Raw genomic sequence first — 16,579 nt, 5'->3', positions numbered from 1 at the left:
TTTTAGTATGTTCTTCTTCTCTTAATAGTGCTTTATTATGATATACTAGGAAAACGCAAACTGATTACACTAGAAAGGACTGAACATTTTGCAATCCAAACTTATAACAGAACTTGCTGATTTAGAAACTGCCTTTCATATTCGAAAAGAAGTATTTGTAAAAGAACAAGGTGTCCCTCTTGCAGATGAATTCGATACATTCGATGAAATCGGAGAGCAATGTAAACATATTTTAGTTTATTATCATGAACTTCCTGTAGGCACAGGTCGTATACGATTTGTTGATGGTGTCGGAAAATTAGAACGTATTTGTATTTTAAAAGATTATCGTACATACGGATTAGGTAAAGTCATCATTCAAACGTTAGAAGAACTTGCTCGTAACGAACAAGTTACGAAAGTGAAACTACACGGTCAAACACAAGCTGAAGGATTTTATAAAAAATTAGACTATGAAACTTCTTCTGATATATTTATGGAAGATGGCATTCCGCACATACTTATGACGAAAATGTTATCATAATAAAAAGGGTAGTATATGAATCTTATGTATTCATACACTACCCTTTTTTATTAATAGAAAAGTGAATTCTTAAGATTACCTTTTGCATCAAAGCCCATCATCTCTTAGTTCATACCTAAGTAAAGCTTACACTGTTTTCCATAATGATAATGCATAAATCCAGTTTGGATCACCATTTCCTTGATAACTCTGGACTGCTTCATATACTTTTCCTTCGTGTAGAACTCTATCTCCCTTTTTATATGCTTTTTTTGCATCCCACGCTTCATATGAAGCGCTTTCGGTTTTTGTAGTAATTGTGAATATATCACTCTGTACGGATTCATTTCCAGCTACATCAACAGCTTTCACTACATATTTATAAGTAGTATTAGCGAGCAGATTTTTATCCAAATAAGAAGTTGTATTGGATGTTGCAATCTTTTTCATTGATCCTTCTGTTTCTCTATAAATATCATAATGGTCTACACCAATATTATCGTCAGATGGACTCCACATTAAATCCACACTTGACGCTGTCGTTCCCATACTATGTAATCCTTTTGGTTGTGTTGGTGCTTCTGTATCAGGAGTCTCAACTGTCGTTTTTACTGTAAGCGCTGTACTTTCTGTCGATACATTGCCAGCTGCGTCAATTGCTTTTACAGTATAAGAGTATTCTGTACTTGGTTGTAACTTCTTATCAATAAAATGAGTCCCTGGTACTGTATCAATCATCTCTCCGTTACGGAAGATTTGATATCCTTTTACCCCTACATTATCCGTAGAAGCGTTCCATGTTAGTTCTACACTATTCGCTGTTACTTTTTGCGTCTGAAGTCCATTTGGAATACTTGGCGCTTCTATGTCTGGTTTCACATCATTAATAAGATTAACATCAATTACATTATAGAATGCATTTGCTGTATCAGCTACATCCCATACTGCTAAAATCACATGATATCCACTACGATCAGTAGGTACATTGATTTTATGAGTTAAATTATTTGAAGCTGCAGAACCATCATGTTGTACAGTTCCAATTGGTTCGAAATCTGCTCTTGTTAGCGCTTTATTTGGATTCCATCCTTTTTTAGTAATATAGTAATGCCACTTACTCGTTAAGTGAGGCGCAGTATACTTCCAAGTAAATGTATTTTCCCCACCAGTGATTGTATTTTTAAACCAACGATTTTCTGTTTGTTGATCTAAAATACCACCAAATTTTCCGCCTGCTGAAGCAATTTGTCCATCTACTGGACCACCTTGTGGGAACCCTTTTGGAGCTTCTAAACTTTGTGGTTCATACATAACACTTCCACAGTTTACATTTAGCGCACCATAAGTTGGACTACATAAAGCGGATCGGCTACCGGGCTTTTCAACAAAACCGTGCGCATAAGCATTTTGAGGAATAAGTGTCGTACTAATAATTCCAGCTGTTAATGCTACAACTCCTAATCTTTTTTTGTTCATTTTCATATTTTGTAGTTGTTTTAAAAATCGATTATTCATGTTCATGTCCCCTTCTTGTTATACTTTGTAGTGGAATGTGGGCTTTGATGTAAAAGAATAACAAGAGACAAACTTGTACCGATGTATGTATTAATTATGCATACACCGCAGTGAAAATATATTTTTTCCTTGTGAAACATTTCACTTTATGAATATATCATGACATAGAACTCGCCTAAGCATGTGCAGAAGTTGTGCAGAAACAGTGAAATTATTACTAACATATAAAACCACATCCTGAAATCATAAAGTAAAACTTTAATTAGTTGGGGTTTTACAGTCGGTTAATACGGGATAAAATAAAAGTGTGCAGCAGAAATTGTAGACTTAGTTCTCAAAATTCACATTTAGTATTTTCATTTTTTCCATTTAAACAATTCTTCTCTTCTTACAACAGAAAAGTGTCTATATCATTTAATATAGACACTTTTTTCATGTATAACTTTATATTTATTACTGACCTACAAATGTAAAAATTTCATCAACAGCTTCCTTATATCCACCCGATGTTCGGAATGATTCCTTCAAATTCAAAGCAGCCTCTTTATATGAAGGGTTATTTAAAATTAACTCCACACTTTCACGCAATTTCTCCACGGTTAATTCATTCATATGTAATTGAACTCCTGCTCCAAGACTCTCCACTTGCTTTGCGATTGCTGGCTGATCTGCACTTTGCGGTATTACAACGAGCGGAACCCCGTTATATAATCCTTCATGCGTACTGTTCATCCCGCCGTGTGTAATAAATAGTTTCGTATAAGTAAGCAGTTCGGTTTGAGGCACATAGTTTTTCACAATGAAGTTTTTAGGGATTTCGCCTAGATCACTTATTTTTGTTTTATTACCAATAGACATAACAATTGTATGCTCACTATTCTCAAAGGCCTTCATACACAGTTTATAAAAGTCAATCGCTTCATTAAAAACAGTACCTAATGAAATATAAATCGGACTTTTTTCTTCAATTGAAGTAAAATCAACGTCTCTGTTTTTCATTTGTGCAGAGATAGATGGTCCTACAAATTTATATGTTTCATCAAACGTATCACCAAAAGGCTGGAACTCCTTAATTGTATACACAATAGTAAGGGGTGCAGGATTACAGAAAACTTCATACGATGATTTTATTTCAACATCATATTTTTCAGCAATTCCCTTCGTTAAGTTTTGAAAATCATTCTGTATTTTATCATGAATTTCTACTGGGATATTTTTTGACAGATGACCTAGCATTTGCTCAAAGGATTTTTCATCCTGCGCAAAAGATGTGCATGAATTTATGGCTGGAAGTTTAAGAATTTGAGCAATTAAATGGCCATAACCAAACATAGAATCATGAATCATATAATCAAAATGTTCACCTTCAATTTGTTCTAGAACGCTAGATATTACAATATCCGCTGTATGTAGAAGGCCGTTTATTCTTTCCTGTAAATAATTTCTGCCTCCAGATAGAAACGCTTTTATAAATTTTTGATCATCAATCGTTCGTACAGTAGCACCTGTCTTCTCAATCCGATCCCTGAAAGCTTCTATTGAAAAATAAACGACCTCTTCACCACGAGAAATCAATTCTTCCACAACTTGTAAAGTTGGATTTATATGTCCTTCTGATCCAGCGTTAATAAATAAAACACGCGCCATAATAAACACTCCTTACGTTAAATCGTTTCTATGTTGGCAAGAGTACGGATTTTCTCCATACTCTTTTCTTAGTTGTTCGTAGCATGTTCCTACTAAATTGACCTAGCGAGTCTAAAACCGAGATCATCTATATGAAATGTAGGATGGCTTCGACGACGACAAGTAGCGCCGCACCCTCTCGCTGTTTCAGCCCAACTACCACCACGAAAAATGCGGTATGATCCGTACACTGTTTCATCATACAAATCATAACACCATTCCCAAACGTTCCCTAGCATATCATAAAGTCCCCATGCATTCGGTTCTTTTTGGCCAACGTCATGAATCTCTCCATTTGAATTTTCATTATACCACGCTATATCATGAAGTTTCCCGTATGTATATCCGGTTGTACTTGCTTTACATGCATATTGCCACTCTGCCTCACATGGTAATCGGTAGCCATTTGAATCTAAATTACATTTCACAATTTGACCACCATCACTAATAGAATAATATTCTTTTAATCCCGCTTTTTTTGAAAGTACATTACAAAACGCAATGGCATCGTTCCATGAAATATTGACAACTGGTTTATGATTTTTATCAAAATTATTTAATGTACTATTTGTAATAGCATCATATAGTTCGATTGTTACAGCATACTTCGCAAGAAGAAATGGTTGAATTTGCACTAGCCATTCTTTTTTTATTCGATCATCTCTTAATACTACCTCTCCAGCTGGAATATTTACCATTAATGAATCGATTGTTTGAATTAAATCATTAGTCATTTTCTATTCCTCCAAACGTTCATTTTATATGAAATTATAGTCATATACTCATTACAAAATACAATTTTCAAAAAGCGTTAAATTTTTCATAATAAAAAACGATTAGTTTAATTAAACTGATCGGTAAGATCCAAAAAGAATTGTTGTGTCACATTCTATTATTATATGTGCTCTAAAAATTTCCGAACCTCATTTGGAGATTTTAAAACAATAACCTTTTTCTCTTCGGACAATTGCTCTAACCCTTTTAAAATTGTAGGTCGTTTAGCATTAGGATATTTCCATATCCATTTAAAAAATTGCAAATCAAATCTTTCTTCGCATCCCGCGCCCATATCTGGTCTTGTTTTATTCCGGTATTTTACAATTCTTTTAAACGCACGATAAATACAAATTGTTCTATGAATATCAAGGAAGATAATTGTATCAGCTGCATTCAGTCTGATATCCATCGTCCCGCCATAATTCCCATCAATAATCCACTTCTCATCTTTAATTAAGTTATTTTGAACTGCTATTTGTTCTTCTCTCGGAACACCTTCCCAATTCGGTTTCCAAAATAATGCATCAAGATGATGTACCTTAATATTTAATTTATTTCCTAACTGCCTTGCTAATGTAGATTTTCCTGAACCACCAGAACCAATTAATATTATTTTTTTCATACCTTTACGATACCTTCTATAACTTCTTCAATAGCTCCCTTATTAGCAAAAATCCAGAAGAACATTTCTTCATTTAACTTTAATAAATCTGGTAACTGGACAAAATAAGCAATAAAGATAATTTGAATTGAAAGCATAACATACCAAATAGCTTTTAGTTCTTCTTTCGTTAAATCATTTTGTTTATAATAACCTTCAAAGACTTTGCTAACGATATGTAACCATTTCCCTCTTAATCTTTCATCACTAAATAGCTCGCTTAATACACTTGTACAGCAATAACATAAATCAAATATTTTTACATTATTTTCTAAAAACTCAAAATCTATAAACCCTTCCAGTTTATCATCTTTAAAGATTAAATTTGATAGATGCATATCACGATGAATAATTTGTCTCGGTAATGGATGGACCGTTTCCTTGAAAGCTGCGTGCATTCGCTCCATCTTTTGAATTACCTCTCGATGAACATGCTCATTCTTTTCTAAAATCGGTATAGCCCATTCAAATACCATCTTATATAAATCTCTTTTTATTAACTCATGGTCACTATTCACCGAATGTAATGCTTTGTGCAGATTAGCTATTTCTTCTCCAATTGTACTTGCTAGCCTTTCCAGCTTATCCGTATCTTTTATTTCTAAAACACTTCCGACAACATACTCATATAAGCAATAATATTTTTCTTCATATAATACATATTGTTCATCATTTTCTGTCTTTACTACTCTCTGTACTTTAATTCCCTTTTCATACAGTTGCTTCAAAACATCAAATTCTACTAGAAATTGCTTTATCGATCCCGTTCTCTTTAAAATGTACTCTTTATTCTTGCATAAAACCTTCGCTACTTTTGGTTGCATTACAGTAGCTGTGACATGTTCATTTCGAAACCAAAGCTTTGCAATTTCCAGTGCTTGTTCCATTTACAAATACCCCTTTTACAATTCTTATTTCTTCCGAAAAATAACCTCACACAGTATTCCCACTCCAACACCAATTGTATAAGCCACTACATCACTCCACAAAAAACCGTATCCCAACACGAGTCCCCCCAAAGTCGTTGCACGAATGCTATCTATCCATTCCGCATGATACAATTGGCTCGCTTCAATCCCGTAGCAAAACATTAAACTAATAAAAGCCAACTTCTTCGTCTCTGTTTTAGGAAACAAAAATCCAAAGCCAGTGAAAATCATTAATGCCCATAATGCATCACCTAAATAATCATTTAATAGATGTGGTAGTGCAAAAGCAAACTTTCTTGAGCTAAGACCTAAAATAATAACAACTATAGTAAATAGTGCATATACTACTCTATTTCGTTTCGTATTCATTTTAAAGTCTCCTAATATGTAATGTAAAACTGTAAATAGCTAGTAAAACAAAGTTATTTTACTAGCTATTTATTGATTGCTTTTATGATAAGAAAATGTGGATTCATATTTAAATAATGATATGATTTTTCGCTTACTTCTTTCATTTTTTCAATTGCCTTCGGTTCCACTATCTCTTCTAATACAAAATAATTTGTAGTTTCATTTAGTATGTCTTGTAATGATCTTCTAAAAAACTTGACTTCAATAGTAATATTCGGTTTAACCCAAGTATCTATTAATAACTGTTTTTCAAAATAATTTTCACATGGAAACTTTGTGAAATCCATAAAAGGATGATGAATAGAATAAATAAGTTCTCCACCTGGCTTCAATACACGACGAAATTCTTGAAATACTTGATTCCAATTTTCTATATAATGAAGAGTTAATGAACTTACAATCACATCATACGTATTATCTTCAAATGGCAATGTTTCTTGCAGATCATGACAAAGGAACGTCGCTTCTTCTCCTATATTTTCTTTTGCTGCTTTTACCATTTCAGGACTTACATCAATTGCTGTAACATTTGCTCCTCTTCCTATGAATTGAGAAGTATACCATCCAGCTGCACATCCAGCATCTAATATCTTTTTTCCTTCTAGTTCCTTTGGAATAAGCTCCATCATCGCCGGTCTTTCATAATAACTGTTATATGGATTTGCGAAATCTAGATTTTCTTTATATGTACTCGCTAATTTATCATACGTATCTTTAATCGAATCTTTCATTACACACACTCCTAATACATATTAATCCATTAACTCCTGCTGCTTTTTCTTTGAAAATGATTGTAGTACTAAATCATACGACCAATCAATCATTTTATTAATTTGCTCCTGCTCTATATCCTTATGAATATAAACGGTATTCCAATGTTTTTTATTCATATGATACCCTGGAATAATTGTTTCTGGATAATCTTCTCTTATTCTTAATGCGACTTCTGGATCACACTTCAATGTAATCGCAGCTTTTTCGCCTTCTTCATGATTTACTATCGCAAATATTTTATTATTAAGCCTCATACATGTTGCACTCCAGCCACCTGGAGAATCTTCTGTCGCTTTTCTTTTCGATAAACAGTACGCTCTTGTTGCATTCATTTTAATTGGCACCTCTTATTCTTTCCCTGTTTGATTACGATGCATCACAATTTGCTTCGTTGCTTGAAATTGCTGCTCACCGTAAAACTTTATTAGCTTCTCTCCGCAAAATAGACTAACAATATCAATATGAGATATTTCTCGAAGTAATATTGTAAGCATTTTCTCTCCAATACCTTTATTCCTTACATTCTCATGTACGACAACATCTTCAATGTATGCTCGAAAAACACCATCAGAAACGACTCTAGCAAATCCAACTAATTCATTTTCTTCCCATACTCCAATGGCTATACTATTCTTTAACATTTTTTCAATATCGACTTCTTTTCTTTCTGGCCACCAACCGACAGAATCATAAAGCTTCTTAATTTTTTCTGCACAGATTGGTTGTTCTTGTTGCAATTTATACGTGTACATATGCTTTCTCCTATCAATCAGTATACATAATATTATTATAATCTCTTTTCAAAAAAGTGCTGACTATGACCTTTTGGATGATTTTCAACGATACCATACTCTCGGTAACCGTGCTTTTTATAAAATTCTGGTGCTTGAAAACTAAATGAATCTAGCAATATTAATCTGCACCCTTTTTCCTTCGCAATTTCTTCAATTTTATGTAAAAGTTGGCTCCCCCAACCGTCATGACGAACTGATTTATCAACCCATAAAAAGTCGATATGAAGATGATAAAAATACATCGTACCTGTTACACCACCAAATATTTTTCCTTCTTCATTTTTTACTACGAGACTTACTTCTTCCATCGGCTGTTTTACTTCATCTGTTAAGATGGACATATTATATTGAATGACTTTATTTTTAATGTATTCTCCTTCAATACGTGTACCGTTCTCTATATGTTTCATATACATTGCTTCCTTTCAACTTAGTAAGCTACATTTTATTTTTCCCCTTTAAAATACTAATCAAAACGAATCCACCATATGTAACAAAGCATGAAAAGCCAATTATCCCTGGTACAGAGACATAGCCTACCCTTATGTAACTTATAACTGCAAAACAAGCGATAGACAATAAAATAGATGACCAAAATATAACAGCTATTTTTCTTCGCCCTCGTTTCGATGTACTTTCTTTCTCTTCAGAAACACGTGTGCCAAAAAGCAATACAATACAAATAAGAATTGCTGCAAAGTAAATTGTATCTAATGACAAATTGTGATCATATAGTGCGATTCCAACTTCAAGAGCAATAATCGTTAAAATTAAAATAATGATTGTTGAAGTCTTTAAGTTTCTTTTCAATCGCTCACTCCTAGCATGCTTTCACTATATTCTTTGTATATGTACTTTAAAACTACTGCAAAAGCTTCATCTACCTCTTTATTTTCACGGCGATTCGGTAAATCTTTTCCCCCAATCACATAAAGAAGTGGAAATTCGTTAAACATTCCTATAATACCAATATTTATTGTAGCTGTGAGTAATCCACCTGTCATATGAGCTATATGATAATATGGAATTTCTTCATACTCTCCTTGCTGTCTTACCATGCCGCTAATAATTGGTTCCCATAATTCTGGTTCTGACTTATAACCTTGAAAGGTTTGTATGAAAAGGGCAAGAACTTCACTTAATTCTCCAACATTTTTCTCATCTCTAGCATTCTCTTGTATATGAATTTTTGAAAAGTACGTTTGTGCGTACATTTTCACAGCATCCCATCCACCACAGTGCATTACAACTGACTGTGCAACGTAACTATCATGACAAGCAATCATTACCTCTACCGCTTGACTAAGTGTTAAAGAAGTTCTTCCTTGTAAATGCGGATATAACTGCGCACTATCTTCATGTGGATTAAATTTAATGTAATGAAGTATATCATTCCAATTATGTTTATTTTCCTTCACCATTTGCGTTACTACAAATCCAATGACTAATTTTGCTGCTGATGCTAACCGAATATTTAATTCACTATTATACGAAGCAACTATACGATTATTTTTTGTAGAATAAATTGCCATTCCCACATAATTAGATTGTACCTCTTTTATTTTATTTATAACAGTTTCCATTTCTATCCCTCTTTTTATATCGTTATATTAACTTCTAATATTTCAACATTGAATGTAAAAACCTTTTCATTAGCTATTAAAATAAGAAAAAGGTAGCATGAATTTTTTCTTGCTACCGAAAAATATTTATTCTTCTATAGGATTTTCAGGACCGTTAAGTTCCAGCTGATAAAAAGCTAAATCTAGCCATTTATTAAACTTATAACCAGCTTTTTTTATTGTTCCTGCATGAACAAATCCATAGTTTTGATGCAAGGCAATACTTTTCTCATTCTCTGCATCAATTCCAGCAATTAAGGTCATATACTCTCTTTCCTTTGCAATTTTGATTAATTCCTTCATTAATGAAGACCCAATGCCATTTTTTCTATATGCCTTATCTACATACACAGAATGTTCAACTGAATATTTATAAGCAGGCCACGTTCTAAATGGGCCGAATGTCGCAAATCCTACTACTTTATTATCTAATTCATATACGAAAATTGGATACTCTTCAGCCTTTTTTTGTTCATACCAATCTATTCTATTTTCAAGGGTTACAGGTTTATACGCATATACAGCTGTTGTATAAAGTATCGCATCGTTATAAATATCTAAAATGTATGCTAAATCTTTTTTCGTTGCTTCCCTTATCATTGTTTTCTTCCTTTCATCATGTTCACCTTATATCACTATCTTTTCAATAGTTTTGTTTTATCGAAATTTCCGATTTTTATCTACATACGAATACTAGCTTTTCGGAAACCGTCAAATATATTTATTGCAGTAGATAATGTGTAAATTACAATTCCACCGCCAACTAACCACGTTTTAAATCCCTCTGGGGAAATAGTAAATGCATTTGCCAAATACGTAATAAACCCTGCGTTAAATACATGTGGATTTACTACAATTACAATGAATACTATCGTCCCAGCTACTTGAAGAATAGCATTCCCAATCGCCAATCTTTGCGTCCATTGTCCCTGCACTAATTTATAAAGGGATATACATATTTCAAAAACGATCATAATTACAACGATTGGCCAGTACTGCAATAAAACATCTTGATTAAAAGTTGACGAGACAAACTTCAGTCCATTTGCCGTACCGTTATATACGCCAACAAGATGATTCGCATAAAAGTAAAGTGTAGCCCAAACTGCTGTCCACATTAAACCTCCAAAAACTTCAAACTTCGAGATTGCTTTTTTCTTTGGGATATACGAGATGTTTTTCAAATCATCTGGTGTCCATTTTTTTAAACTTGTCGTCAACGGCTCGATACCTTTGTCTGTATCTGTTCTTTCTAAAATAACAAACACAAGTGTCAACCAGAAAAATACATGGAGGCCCACTTCAAAAATTTCCCCAATGCCTTTACCTATCAATTGAAAAATAACATTTAATACTGCTTGATCACCACTATAACCTATAAAATTTTCTGCAACCATTGATATGAGTGCAATGACAGCTGCGATTGGTATAATCATTTTTAACAACGTTGTATATACATCAAAATAACGTGGTCCAATTAAATGCATCGGTCTATCCAAATAACCATTAGCCAATGAAACCGGACTCCCCAATTTTTCGAGAACGCTCTTTACATCTTTCTCATTATAATCTTCAGGTAACATATCATCTATAGTTGACCTTAGTTCAAGTGTAATATCTTCACGATTTTTTTCAGGTAATCTCTTCGCAACCTCTTGGATATAGAGATCAATTAAATTCATTCTCTTCCTCCTCCTTTAATAAGTTATAAAGTTCTTTCGAATCCTTTATCCATTCTTTTTTCAACTGCAAAAATATTTCTAATCCATAATCACTTAAAACATAATACTTACGAGGTCTACTCTCCGTTTTATCCCAACTACTCGTCACTAATTCCTGCTTTTCTAATCGGCGAAGTAGTGGATATAAAGTACTTTGATCAATTGTAACCCCTGATTGCTCCAATAACTGGACAAGTGAATATCCGTACTGCGGCGTTCTTAATTGACTTAAAACAGCTAACGTTAATGTCCCTCTTCTTAACTCAGTAATTAACGAGTTTAATAAAGTATCCATTCACTCACCTCATTTCCATTACTATATGTCATACAGTATGTGTTTTATACTATGTATCGTACAGTATTAATGTGACAAAAACTATAATTTTTTACCAAAAAACAGATAATGAACAGCGCAAATTATATGATTTGTGCTTTTTTAGCTAAGTTATATATAACACTCTAAAAGGTAACAACCTTAACTACTAATTTTGAAGTTCCAGTAATGCTATATTAAGTTACAAATATCGTATACATATGATGTGAACATAACATCTCACTATAGGAAGCTATAAAAACGGTGAATTACCATGCTTGAATGATTCCCGTTTTCAGCACCTAATCAACGTTATTTCCTTCATAAACTTCATCTTGTTCAAAATCTCTATTTTTGTTTGGTTTATTAGAGAAAAATAAAAAAACAATTAAATTAGGTTAATTGTTTTTCAAATACAAAATCTTTATTTTTTTAAATAACCTATGATATTCGAAAAGACAAATTCTCCAAATGCAAGTGGTATATAAATAAACCATAACTTTAATATTGCCTTTGTTTCTTTGTGATCAGAATCCCCCATTAAAACCAACCCTATCCTTTATTTTCAAATATTTTGATTTTAATTCCAATAATAAGAAGATTATACCATTTGCAAGTTTAATAGTCTATGTTTTCTAAAAATTAAATAAACATATCCCCTCAATATTCAGATAAACATAATAACTTTTTTACGTTTCATCTTCAAATTCAATAATGAGTCCTGTTAGAACCGCTACATTACCAATCGATTGGATCCCGTGACCAATAAAATCCATCTTAAATTCTTCCCACTTTAATTTATGTAATGATATAATAACACTAAATTTTCAACACGTGCTTAATAGATTGGGGACTTATAATGGATAAACCTCTCACTGCATTACAAACTATTATTATACATATGAATACAACTGAGCATTGGCATAATTTTATTTGTTACTGTCAGCATCGCGAAGCGGGACTTCGAAAATTAGCTTTTAAACATTTAGAGACATTTATTACAAATGCAAAGAAATGGGAATCAAAAGATCAAGAAGAGTTTGCCATTTCGCTGTTTACTATTTTAGATGCATTAAACGAAAAAGATGAGGTCTTAACTTTCTCACTAAATAGTTTTCTAATTGACATTCTATATAGATGGACAGAAAACAACCCATTTGATTCAAGACCTTTTAGATGGATAGGAATTTATATGGACTCTAGCAATAAAGAAGACGATTTAGAAAAATTCCTTCGAAAAGCGATTGAATTAGGTGGTGATACCGAACAAGAAGCTATGATATACCTAGTTTCTAATTACATCAATACTTTAGAATTTGGCACACATGAATTCCCTTCAGGTTATTGCGGAGATTTAAGCGAATGCATAGAAAAACTTCCCTATATGCTTCAATTAATTGATAGAATTCAGAATAAGAACATAAAGGAGCAAAACATTGGGCAAATACAAGAACAACTACATCTTATTCTAGATTGGTTAAAACATACACAAACTCCAGTAGATGCTGTTCGTATATGGGAAAAAGAACAAACTAAGGAATTAGAAAAGGTCATTGTATATTATTTACACAACAGCTCAAGTCGTTAATTCATCTACCATTTCAATATAAAAAAGAGGATTTTCATACAGTACTAGAAAATCCTCTTTTTATATTTATCCCACATTAGCTTGCAGTAAAACTCCCCACTGATTATAGTTTCACTTTATTTTAATCCTTTAATTAAAGGTGACGCTTCCCCACTATGGAAAATCCATAAGTCATGAAGTGATCTCGTACATCCGACATATAGTAACTTTGCATCATGTTTTGTGTTTTTGTAATGTTCCTCATCCACATCAATTAAAAGCACCGCATCAAATTCTAAACCTTTCGCTAAATAGACAGGTACTACTGATATACCACCTTCATATTTACTTTGGTTTGCTTCAATTACGTTTACCGTTAATCCTGCATTTGTTAATTTCACATATATATCACGGCATTCATCTTCTGTTCTTCCGATTACCGCAATTGTTTTCACATCTGCATTTTGCAAATGTTTTACCGTCTTCACAATTTTAGTAAATTGATTTTCGGCATGAATTACTTTCACATCTTCTCCACTGCGGAAGACTGGTGTTGCGAGTCCTACTGGGATTTCTGCATTTTTAATTATTTCATTTGCAAATTCAATAATTTCTTTTGTAGAACGATAACTTCTTGTCAATTCATAATAACCGGTTTCTTGGAATACTTCCTTAAAAGCATTCCAATCTTCAATTCCTTGGTAATCATAAATCGCTTGCGATAAATCACCTAATATAGTGAAAGAATTACCTAATGTAATTTCTTTTAATACATAAACTTGGAAAGGCGAAAAATCTTGCGCTTCATCAATAACAACGTGATGAAACTTCTGCCCGATTTCAATCCCTGTTATACGATGATGTATGTATATTAAAGCTGGTAAATCTTCTACATACACTTCTTTTTTACGACAACTCTTTTCTGTTTCTTTAACAAGTTCTTCAGGTAATACCTCAAGTATTTCTTTACTTTTTACTATTGAACTATACAGTGAAAGAGCACTCATTTTCGGCCAAAACTTCATATATGCGTTCAGTCTCTTAGTCGCTTCTTTTTTAAGTAATTTTTTCTCGTTTGTTTCCCCGAATTTTTTAAGCTCAATTTCAATCCAGCGCTTCATTCGTCCTACTAATCGTTCTCTTCTTTTCTGTAAAGGATAATGTTTATATTCAACTTGCATCCATTTTTTAATATCTTCTACTGGAATAATCGCTCTATCCCACGCCTCAAAATCTTTTGTCGGAACTAACTCATTTTCAAATTGGATCATTCTCTCTTCAATAAACGTCTTAAATTCCAACGTACCCTTTAATTTACCTAGCATTACCTTCTTTTCATCACGATTAATTGAAAATGCTTCTTTCAATTTTTCTTCTGTCTGCTTTAGTTTCACTGAATCATCTAACGTACGTAATGCCCAATCCGGAAACGTTGTTTGATTAATATTCCCTACACCTAATTCAGGAAGTACACTCGAAATATAGTCTAAAAACAGACTATTCGGCGCAAATACGATCATTCTTTCTGCTTCTAGTTGTTCACGATATTCATAAATTAAAAAAGCAAGGCGATGTAAAGCAATTGTTGTCTTTCCGCTCCCTGCAACCCCTTGAATAAGTAATGGTAAATTTCTTTCCGCTCGAATAATATCATTTTGTTCCGATTGAATCGTTGAAACAATATCCTTTAGCTTATTATCTTTATTCTCACCTAATCGATATAGAAGAAAATCATCGGCATGCGATACATCTTCATTTCCTTTTACATATGTATCAACAACACGTTCAAGTTCTCTTTTTCGAATGGAAATGTTTCGTTTTAAATACACATCACCTTCTACTAACCCATCTGGTGATTGATAAAATGCTAATTCGTCTCCACCGGTAAATGAATAAAACATACTTGCGACAGGTGCCCGCCAATCGATAATGATTGGCTTCATCGTGTCCATATCCGAAACCCCTACTTTTCCGATATAAATCGGCATAACTTCTTCTTTTCCATCTTCCTGAAAATCTAACCTTCCAAAGTACGGCTCTTGCACACCAATACGTAAGTTTTGTCTATTAGACTCCCTCATACTTTCAAGAATTTGCTCTTTAAAATCTTCTCCATAATAAACTGGGATTTTTTCAAGCTTATCCAATTGCTCATCCATCGTATGTAAAGTATCCTTCATTTTTTGTAACTCATCTTCAAATATGTTGCTCATTTCGACGATTCCCTCCTGTCCGTTCTAATTTTTCAGTCGAAGTATCATTGTATTAAAAATCCAATCATAAAGTCAATAGTTTCCATTTAAATTTTCCGAAAAAACTTACTTTTCATCTTTCTAATTTAAAAAGAATATGCAACATCTAAATCACACAAATACACATATAGTATAATGATGCATGCAAAAGATACTACTTTCTATTTGTCTCCTATTTAATTTATCTATTAAAAAACATTGTAAAAATGAAAGAATTTAATCAATGGGCGTTTTACTGCCCATAAATAGTAGGATAAATAAAAGTAAAGGAGGCTCTTCAAATGAATATTTTGAATCTATCTCAAGATTAAATATGCTTTTATCTGGCTGTATCCTTATGGTTTGTTGGTCAATTATGTATGTTGAAATATATAGACTTACAAAATCCGTCTGGCCATGTGTTATCATGCATGCGATCGAAGATGCTGTTCCTACTGTTTTAGTTACAATAACAGGGATTATTACCCTTACAAACAGTAGTGATTTTTGGTTAAATCCTATTAGCGGGGTCGCTGCTACTGTTTTATTTCTCGGAATTGGAATCGTACTAAGAACTATAAGAATAAAAAGAGAACGACAATTATTCACACAATAAAAAGCAGATAATGAATTCGTCATTATCTGCTTTCCAATTTTTAAAACTACCTTATTATATTTTTTGATACATAAGCCAGTCACCAGAGTCTATAACTTTCTTTAACATCTTTTTATCTTGAGCAATATACACATATGCCTCAATTTCCCTATCAGCAACATATACTGTTTGCGTGATTCGATCATATAAATCAGTCTCCGCATTACCTGTATATTCTTCTAGTTCATCTAACTTACACAATATCTCATCATTTACTACATAAACTTCTCCATACACCTGTTCTTCAATCGAATAAGTCATGGCCGGATATCCTTCGTTCGTATCAAATAATTTTCCATATGTCCAAGCTCTGTCTGCGATGCATGTTGCACCTAGCATATAATGAGCATTCGTTTGTCCTCTTCTTAACGTGCCATAAACGAAAACATGATACATAAATTCTTATCCCCTTTATATGCCT

At 32.9% G+C, this 16,579-nt stretch carries 19 protein-coding genes and 2 pseudogenes; 3 read left to right on the top strand and 18 right to left on the bottom strand.

The annotated features are described in order from the left end of the window. Positions 1–88 precede the first annotated feature (88 nt). Complete coding sequence (locus tag HMPREF2590_RS14860) at positions 89–523, top strand: GNAT family N-acetyltransferase (RefSeq protein WP_001190864.1); 435 nt, start codon at positions 89–91, stop codon at positions 521–523. Positions 524–649: 126 nt separating this feature from the next. Here HMPREF2590_RS14860 and HMPREF2590_RS14855 read toward each other — a convergent pair whose 3' ends face one another. From HMPREF2590_RS14855 to HMPREF2590_RS31215, 16 genes and pseudogenes are all read right to left on the bottom strand, one after another. Further along, entirely contained in the window at positions 650–2,017 is a 1,368-nt protein-coding gene (locus tag HMPREF2590_RS14855; protein WP_001065135.1) for a lytic polysaccharide monooxygenase, read from the bottom strand. 453 nt (positions 2,018–2,470) lie between these two features. Beyond that, positions 2,471–3,664 carry a macrolide family glycosyltransferase gene (locus tag HMPREF2590_RS14850; RefSeq protein ID WP_000124887.1) on the bottom strand — a complete coding sequence of 398 codons (1,194 nt, stop codon included), beginning with the start codon at positions 3,662–3,664 and terminating at the stop codon, positions 2,471–2,473. 92 nt (positions 3,665–3,756) lie between these two features. Continuing rightward, positions 3,757–4,437 carry a formylglycine-generating enzyme family protein gene (locus HMPREF2590_RS14845; RefSeq protein ID WP_000180357.1) on the bottom strand — a complete coding sequence of 227 codons (681 nt, stop codon included), beginning with the start codon at positions 4,435–4,437 and terminating at the stop codon, positions 3,757–3,759. Between the two features lie 161 nt (positions 4,438–4,598). Next, positions 4,599–5,102, bottom strand: coding sequence for a DNA topology modulation protein (locus HMPREF2590_RS14840; RefSeq protein ID WP_000720552.1), 504 nt, complete (start codon positions 5,100–5,102; stop codon positions 4,599–4,601). Beyond that, positions 5,099–6,028: a phosphotransferase enzyme family protein gene (locus tag HMPREF2590_RS14835; protein ID WP_000434093.1), complete on the bottom strand. Its 930-nt coding sequence runs from the start codon at positions 6,026–6,028 to the stop codon at positions 5,099–5,101. Before HMPREF2590_RS14835 ends, HMPREF2590_RS14840 begins: the two co-directional genes overlap by 4 nt. A gap of 24 nt (positions 6,029–6,052) precedes the next feature. After that, on the bottom strand, positions 6,053–6,439 hold the full coding sequence (locus HMPREF2590_RS14830) for a ribosomal maturation YjgA family protein (protein WP_001093461.1): 387 nt from the start codon (positions 6,437–6,439) through the stop codon (positions 6,053–6,055). 65 nt (positions 6,440–6,504) lie between these two features. After that, a complete protein-coding gene (locus HMPREF2590_RS14825; RefSeq protein ID WP_000655256.1) occupies positions 6,505–7,212 on the bottom strand; it encodes a class I SAM-dependent methyltransferase in 708 nt (235 codons plus the stop codon). A 21-nt stretch (positions 7,213–7,233) separates the two neighbouring features. Then, positions 7,234–7,587, bottom strand: a complete 354-nt coding sequence (locus HMPREF2590_RS14820) for an MmcQ/YjbR family DNA-binding protein (RefSeq protein WP_000994630.1) — start codon at positions 7,585–7,587, stop codon at positions 7,234–7,236. 15 nt (positions 7,588–7,602) lie between these two features. Next, entirely contained in the window at positions 7,603–8,007 is a 405-nt protein-coding gene (locus HMPREF2590_RS14815) for a GNAT family N-acetyltransferase (protein ID WP_000288969.1), read from the bottom strand. A gap of 35 nt (positions 8,008–8,042) precedes the next feature. Continuing rightward, a complete protein-coding gene (locus tag HMPREF2590_RS14810; protein ID WP_000680414.1) occupies positions 8,043–8,459 on the bottom strand; it encodes a GNAT family N-acetyltransferase in 417 nt (138 codons plus the stop codon). A gap of 28 nt (positions 8,460–8,487) precedes the next feature. Next, positions 8,488–8,859 carry a hypothetical protein gene (locus HMPREF2590_RS14805; RefSeq protein WP_000827994.1) on the bottom strand — a complete coding sequence of 124 codons (372 nt, stop codon included), beginning with the start codon at positions 8,857–8,859 and terminating at the stop codon, positions 8,488–8,490. After that, positions 8,856–9,632 carry a serine hydrolase gene (locus tag HMPREF2590_RS14800; RefSeq protein ID WP_000450754.1) on the bottom strand — a complete coding sequence of 259 codons (777 nt, stop codon included), beginning with the start codon at positions 9,630–9,632 and terminating at the stop codon, positions 8,856–8,858. Before HMPREF2590_RS14800 ends, HMPREF2590_RS14805 begins: the two co-directional genes overlap by 4 nt. Before the next feature lie 126 nt (positions 9,633–9,758). Next, positions 9,759–10,271, bottom strand: coding sequence for a GNAT family N-acetyltransferase (locus tag HMPREF2590_RS14795; RefSeq protein ID WP_000617510.1), 513 nt, complete (start codon positions 10,269–10,271; stop codon positions 9,759–9,761). 80 nt (positions 10,272–10,351) lie between these two features. Next, a complete protein-coding gene (locus HMPREF2590_RS14790) occupies positions 10,352–11,353 on the bottom strand; it encodes an HAAS signaling domain-containing protein (protein WP_001048875.1) in 1,002 nt (333 codons plus the stop codon). Then, entirely contained in the window at positions 11,340–11,687 is a 348-nt protein-coding gene (locus HMPREF2590_RS14785) for a PadR family transcriptional regulator (RefSeq protein WP_000380301.1), read from the bottom strand. The genes HMPREF2590_RS14790 and HMPREF2590_RS14785 overlap by 14 nt, the downstream gene beginning before the upstream one ends. Before the next feature lie 710 nt (positions 11,688–12,397). Further along, positions 12,398–12,472: pseudogene (locus HMPREF2590_RS31215) on the bottom strand (DUF6944 family repetitive protein); the annotation flags it as partial. A 92-nt stretch (positions 12,473–12,564) separates the two neighbouring features. Here HMPREF2590_RS31215 and HMPREF2590_RS14780 point away from each other — a divergent pair. After that, positions 12,565–13,293 (top strand): hypothetical protein, encoded by a 729-nt coding sequence (locus HMPREF2590_RS14780; protein ID WP_000360501.1) that lies wholly within the window; start codon positions 12,565–12,567, stop codon positions 13,291–13,293. A gap of 116 nt (positions 13,294–13,409) precedes the next feature. Here the strand turns inward: HMPREF2590_RS14780 and HMPREF2590_RS14775 are convergent, their stop codons facing one another. Further along, positions 13,410–15,485: a HelD family protein gene (locus HMPREF2590_RS14775; RefSeq protein ID WP_050821891.1), complete on the bottom strand. Its 2,076-nt coding sequence runs from the start codon at positions 15,483–15,485 to the stop codon at positions 13,410–13,412. Between the two features lie 319 nt (positions 15,486–15,804). Here HMPREF2590_RS14775 and HMPREF2590_RS14770 point away from each other — a divergent pair. After that, positions 15,805–16,119: pseudogene (locus HMPREF2590_RS14770) on the top strand (CPBP family intramembrane glutamate endopeptidase); the annotation flags it as partial. Between the two features lie 54 nt (positions 16,120–16,173). On the opposite strand, the gene HMPREF2590_RS14765 reads toward HMPREF2590_RS14770, so the two are convergent. Beyond that, entirely contained in the window at positions 16,174–16,554 is a 381-nt protein-coding gene (locus HMPREF2590_RS14765; protein WP_000274908.1) for a gamma-glutamylcyclotransferase family protein, read from the bottom strand. Between the last annotated feature and the right edge of the window lie 25 nt (positions 16,555–16,579).

It is taken from the genome of Bacillus sp. HMSC036E02 (genome assembly GCF_001836235.1).
GTDB classification, from domain to species: domain Bacteria; phylum Bacillota; class Bacilli; order Bacillales; family Bacillaceae_G; genus Bacillus_A; species Bacillus_A cereus.
The sequence above is the reverse complement of the archived record's forward strand: the minus strand, read 5'-3'. Positions and strand labels throughout refer to the sequence as shown.